Below are 5,314 nucleotides of genomic sequence, written 5' to 3'. Positions count from 1 at the left end.
GAACCCGGAAGCTAAGCCCTCCAGCGCCGATGGTACTGCGACCGCCAGGTCGTGGGAGAGTAGGACACCGCCGGAACACCCAACCACCCCCACCACACACCAGCCCCCACCCCACACCAGGGGCGGGGGCTGACGTGTCTCTGCGCCAGGAACGTCGGCACCGGATCCGGGGTGCGCTCCGATCGGCGCAACGAGTTGTCCCCAGCGGCACCACAGCGCCGACCTGTCCCCAGCCGCACCGCCGGCGTTCCCGTTCCGGCGTCCCGGCGGCGCACCGTGTTCTCCCGAGACCGCTCCACCAGGGAGCGGGGGCGAGGAGGACGACGTGAACGAGACCTGGGTGACGGTGGTCGGCAACGTGGCCAGCGACGTGAGTTGGCGGCGGATCCCGAACGGCAACGAGGTCGCCAACTTCCGGCTGATGAGCACCGAGCGGCGCTTCGACGCGGAGAACGGCTCGTGGGAGGACGGCCCACGCGTCGCCGTGCGGGTCAACTGCTGGCGGCGGCTCGGGGAGAACGTCCGGACCTGCGTAGCCAAGGGCGATCCCGTCGTCGTCCGCGGGAAGCTCTCGGTCCGGGAGTACGAGGCCGACGGTGTCCGGCGGACCTCCACCGAGATCGAGGCACGCAGCGTCGGTCTCGACCTGGCGCGGGTGAGCGCCAAGGTGGTGCCGACCGACGCCCCGGCGCCGGCCCGGTCGGTCGTCGACGTCACCGGTCTCGCCGTCGTGGACGAGCGGGCGCCCTTCGCCGGGTCCGACGACCTGCTCGGCTCCCCGGTCGCGGCGGGGGCGGCGGACGACGGGCACGCGCCCGGCGAACCGCTGCTGGACGGGGACGACGGCGGTCACCTCGCCGGCTCGGCCCTCGCGAGCTGAAAACCGTGACCGGGCCCGGGGACGGCCTCGGTGGGCAACTACCATCGGGGGCGTGGCTGAGTTCATCTACACCATGAAGAAGGTTCGCAAAGCCCACGGCGACAAGGTGGTCCTCGACGACGTCACGCTGAACTTCCTCCCGGGAGCGAAGATCGGTGTGGTCGGACCCAACGGTGCGGGCAAGTCGAGCGTTCTCAAGATCATGGCGGGACTCGACCAGCCCAACAACGGCGAGGCGTTCGCCGCCCCCGAGGCCACGGTCGGGATCCTGCAGCAGGAGCCCCCGCTCAACGAGGAGAAGACGGTCCTCGGCAACGTCCAGGAGGGCGCCGGCGACGTCGCCGTGAAGCTCGAGCGCTACAACGAGATCGCCGAGCTCATGGCCACCGACTACTCCGACGAGCTCATGGAGGAGATGGGGAAGCTCCAGGAGGACCTCGACAACGCGGACGCCTGGGACCTCGACTCCCAGCTGCAGCAGGCGATGGACGCGCTGCGCTGCCCGCCGGGGGACTCGCCGGTCACCCACCTCTCCGGTGGTGAGCGCCGGCGGGTGGCGCTGTGCAAGCTCCTCCTGAGCAAGCCCGATCTCCTGCTGCTCGACGAACCCACCAACCACCTCGACGCGGAGAGCGTGCAGTGGCTGGAGCAGCACCTCGCGAGCTACGAAGGCGCCGTCCTCGCCGTCACCCACGACCGGTACTTCCTCGACAACGTCGCGCAGTGGATCCTCGAGCTCGACCGCGGGCGCGCCTACCCGTACGAGGGCAACTACTCGACGTACCTGGAGAAGAAGGCCGAGCGGGTCGCGGTCCAGGGCCGCAAGGACGCGAAGCTGCGCAAGCGGCTCGCCGACGAGCTGGCGTGGGTCCGGTCGGGCGCCAAGGCCCGCCAGGCCAAGAGCAGGTCGCGGCTGGCCCGGTACGAGGAGATGGCCGCCGAGGCGGAGAAGACCCGGAAGCTGGACTTCGAGGAGATCCAGATCCCGCCGGGCCCGCGGCTGGGCAACGTCGTCGTCGAGGTCTCGCACCTGGACAAGGGCTTCGACGACCGGTTGCTCATCAAGGACCTGTCCTTCTCGCTGCCCCCCAACGGCATCATCGGCGTCATCGGCCCGAACGGGGTCGGCAAGACGACCCTGTTCAAGACCATCGTCGGTCTCGAGCAGCCCGACTCCGGGACGGTGCGGGTCGGCGACACGGTCAAGCTGTCCTACGTCGACCAGAATCGGTCCGGCCTGTCCGGCACCGAGAACGTGTGGCAGGTGGTGTCCGACGGTCTGGACTACATCCAGGTCGGGAACGTGGAGATGCCCTCCCGCGCCTACGTCTCGGCGTTCGGGTTCAAGGGCCCCGACCAGCAGAAGCCGGTGAACGTCCTCTCCGGCGGGGAGCGCAACCGGCTGAACCTGGCGATGACGCTCAAGCAGGGCGGCAACCTGCTGCTGCTCGACGAGCCGACGAACGACCTCGACGTCGAGACGCTGTCGTCGCTGGAGAACGCGCTCGAGAACTTCCCCGGCTGCGCCGTCGTCGTCTCCCACGACCGCTGGTTCCTGGACCGGGTGTGCACCCACATCCTGGCCTGGGAGGGCACCGACGATCACCCGGCGTCCTGGTTCTGGTTCGAGGGCAACTTCGCCGACTACGAGCAGAACAAGGTCGAGCGACTGGGCGCCGAGGCGGCCCGTCCGCACCGCGTGACGCACCGCAGGCTCACCCGGGACTGAGTCCCACACGGTCGCGGGACGGTCCTGCGGTCGACGCCGAGGAGGGAGCGCTGGTGGCACCACCGGGCGAGCACGGCGCGCTCTCGGCGCGCACCGTTCTCGAGGTGGCGGACGGGCTGCGGTGGACCGATCCCCGTCTCGGCGCCGCGCTGGCGGAGCACGCCCTGCGCCTCGCCGGCGGCGACGACGCCGTCCGTTCGGCGGCGGAGCGCTCGGTGGTCCGCTCGCTCGCCGAGGTCGACCGGTTCGACGAGGTCGTGGCCCGCGCCGCGCCGCTCCTGGATGCCGCGACCGAACGGGAGGACCGCGACGAGGTCGCCGGGCTCCTGGTCGAGCTCGCGGCCGCCGCGGTCGGGCTCGCCGACGACGCCGTCGCCGCCCGCCTGGTCGAACCGGTCGGGTCGACGACGGGCCTCGCCGGTCGCACGGCGGCCCGGGCGGCCCTGCTGCGGGCCCAGCTCGCCGGCGCGGCCGGGGACGTCGCCGCCACGGACCGGGCGGCCGAGGAGGCCGCGGCCGCCGTCCACCAGCTCGCCGAGCACGAGGCGACCCTGGTGCGTCGTGACCTGGCGCGCGCCCGGGCGGTGGCGCGGCGGCGCAGCGGGGACACGGTGGGCGCGCTGACCACCGTGTCCGGAGCCGTCTCCACCGACCCGGACGCCGACCCCGACGGCGGGCGTCGCTCGCTGCTCGCGGCGGCCGACGAGGTCGACTTGCTCCTGGACCTGGACCGGCGGGACGAGGCGGTCGCCCGCGGCCGGGCGACGCTCCCCGCGGATTCCGCCGCACCGCTCGTGGTGTGTGCGGCCGCCCGGATCCGACTCGCGCTCGCCGAGCGCGTCCACCTCGTCAACGGCGCCTACGCCGAGGCGCAGGCCCTCGCGCGGACCGCGGCGACCCAGCTCGAGTCCGCCGGTCACGAGGCGGCCGCGGCCCGCGCCTGGGAGGTGGTCGCGTCCGCCGCCGAGCGCGCCGGTGAGCTGGGGGAGGCCCTGGCCGCGGTGCGGCACGCCCACCAGCTCGAGTCACGGTCCCGCGACCGCCGCGACCCCGCGCTCCGGGCCCTCGCGATGATCGCCGCCGCGGCTCCGCGGCTCCCGGCGCCTCGGGTCCGCGCACCGGCGGAGCAGATGTCCGGGGAACAGGCACCCGGTGCCGGGGCCTCGACGCTCTCCGAGGTGGAGACACTCCTCGCGGACGCCCGCTCGTCGGTCGGCGAGGGCGCCGACGATCCGGGGCCCCTTCCCCGCCGGCGCAGCCACCACCGTCAGGACGATGACGACCCAGGGCCCACCGTCGGGTCCCGGACGATGCCCGAGGCGCTCGCACGGCTCCTCGGCGCCGGGTCCCCCTCGGGGTCGTGGCCAGGGTCGTCCGAGCGGGTCAACGGGAGCCGTGCCGGCGATCAGCACGACGGGGGAACCGACGGTCCGGACCACCCGGGCGAGCTCCCCACTGGCGGGCCGACCCGGCCGGTGGAGACGTCCCGCCGCTCCCGGCACGGCACCGAGGCCGACGACGGACTCGACGCCATCCGGGAGGGCACCCCGGACGCCGCCGCGCCGTCACCGCCGTCCGACGCCGTGGCGCCGGCACCGGGGTCCGGCCTGCCGGACGCCGCGCACCCGGAGGCGACGCCGGCCGGAGCGCAGGACCCGACCGACACGGGCTCACCCTCCTCGTCCGCTCCGGATCACGCTCCGGATCCCTCTCCGGGCCGGCTGAGCCCGTGGGCGCTGCCGGACCCGGCCGAGTTCCCGCACATCGATCCTGCGGACCCCCTCGGCACGGGCTCGTCCTGGCGGGAGACCCCGGACCGCGCCGTCGAGGGACCTGAGGTGAACGGAGCCGGCCGCCCGGCACCGTGGGACGACCGCCGGGACGAGGCGGGACCGCCTCCAGGAGCCACCACCCCGCTTGCTTCGGGACTCGACGCCCCGACGGCGGACCGCCTCGACGGACCGCACCGTGACCCGGCTCCGTGCGACACCCGGACGGCACCGGCGTCGCCCGGCCGCCCGTCCCCCCGCGACGGGGACGCCGGGCGTGCCCGCGAGACCACGACCGCTGCACCGACGTCCGCCGCGCGATCGCTTCCCGCGGGCTTCGACGCGGACGACCCCGACGGCGAGCTCGCGCTCACGCTCGCCGGGCTGCTCGCCGAGTACCAGCACCCGGACGCTACCCGACCCGCTCCGGAAGGCGAGCGGTCTGCCGACGTCACGGTGCCGTCGGCGCGGACGCACGCCTCGGGGTCGATGTCCCTCCCGGCGACCGACCAGCGGTTCACCCCGCGCCCGGGCGACGCCCCCGGCCCGGGATCCCCGGCACCGGGCGGGAGCGCGGGCGGTCGCGCGCGCCGGGGCGAGAACGGCGCCCAGTTGGCCGACCTGCTCGCCGAGGCGATGGACGCCTTCCGCCACACCGGCCCCGGCGAGGGGGCGTCGGGCAACGGCGACGGCGCCCGTGGGCCGGGGATCAGCTCCCGCCCGCGCTGACCAGCGCGAACGACGCAGAGCCCCCCCGCCTCCAGGGGCCTCCGCGGGCGGTGTAAAGTTCTCGACGTCGCCAGGGCCGAGGGGTTGTTCCCGGGCCGGGCGGCGGGATAGGTTGGAGCGGTTGCCCTTCAGCTGGTCTGGTAGGGTGAGTGGTCCTGATGGCATCGGATGGTGCGGCCGCCTGGTGGGTGGTTGGCAGTTCGTGTG

The 5,314-nt window shown here is 74.2% G+C and carries 3 protein-coding genes and 1 rRNA gene; all 4 read left to right on the top strand.

What is annotated here, in order from left to right; genetic code table 11:
• Positions 1-76: ribosomal RNA gene (rrf, locus tag VGH76_RS28130) — 5S ribosomal RNA — on the top strand; the annotation flags it as partial.
• A 249-nt stretch (positions 77-325) separates the two neighbouring features.
• The gene (gene ssb / locus VGH76_RS03630; protein WP_331555246.1) at positions 326-880 is read left to right on the top strand and encodes a single-stranded DNA-binding protein; all 555 of its coding nucleotides are present in this window, start codon (positions 326-328) and stop codon (positions 878-880) included.
• Between the two features lie 52 nt (positions 881-932).
• A complete protein-coding gene (gene ettA / locus VGH76_RS03625; RefSeq protein WP_331555245.1) occupies positions 933-2,609 on the top strand; it encodes an energy-dependent translational throttle protein EttA in 1,677 nt (558 codons plus the stop codon).
• A 53-nt stretch (positions 2,610-2,662) separates the two neighbouring features.
• Positions 2,663-5,107 (top strand): hypothetical protein, encoded by a 2,445-nt coding sequence (locus tag VGH76_RS03620; protein ID WP_331555244.1) that lies wholly within the window; start codon positions 2,663-2,665, stop codon positions 5,105-5,107.
• Positions 5,108-5,314 lie beyond the last annotated feature (207 nt).

Origin of the sequence: Actinomycetospora sp. (assembly GCF_036497585.1) — a bacterium.
In the GTDB taxonomy this organism is placed as follows: domain Bacteria; phylum Actinomycetota; class Actinomycetes; order Mycobacteriales; family Pseudonocardiaceae; genus Actinomycetospora.
This window is presented reverse-complemented; position numbering and strand designations above follow the sequence as displayed.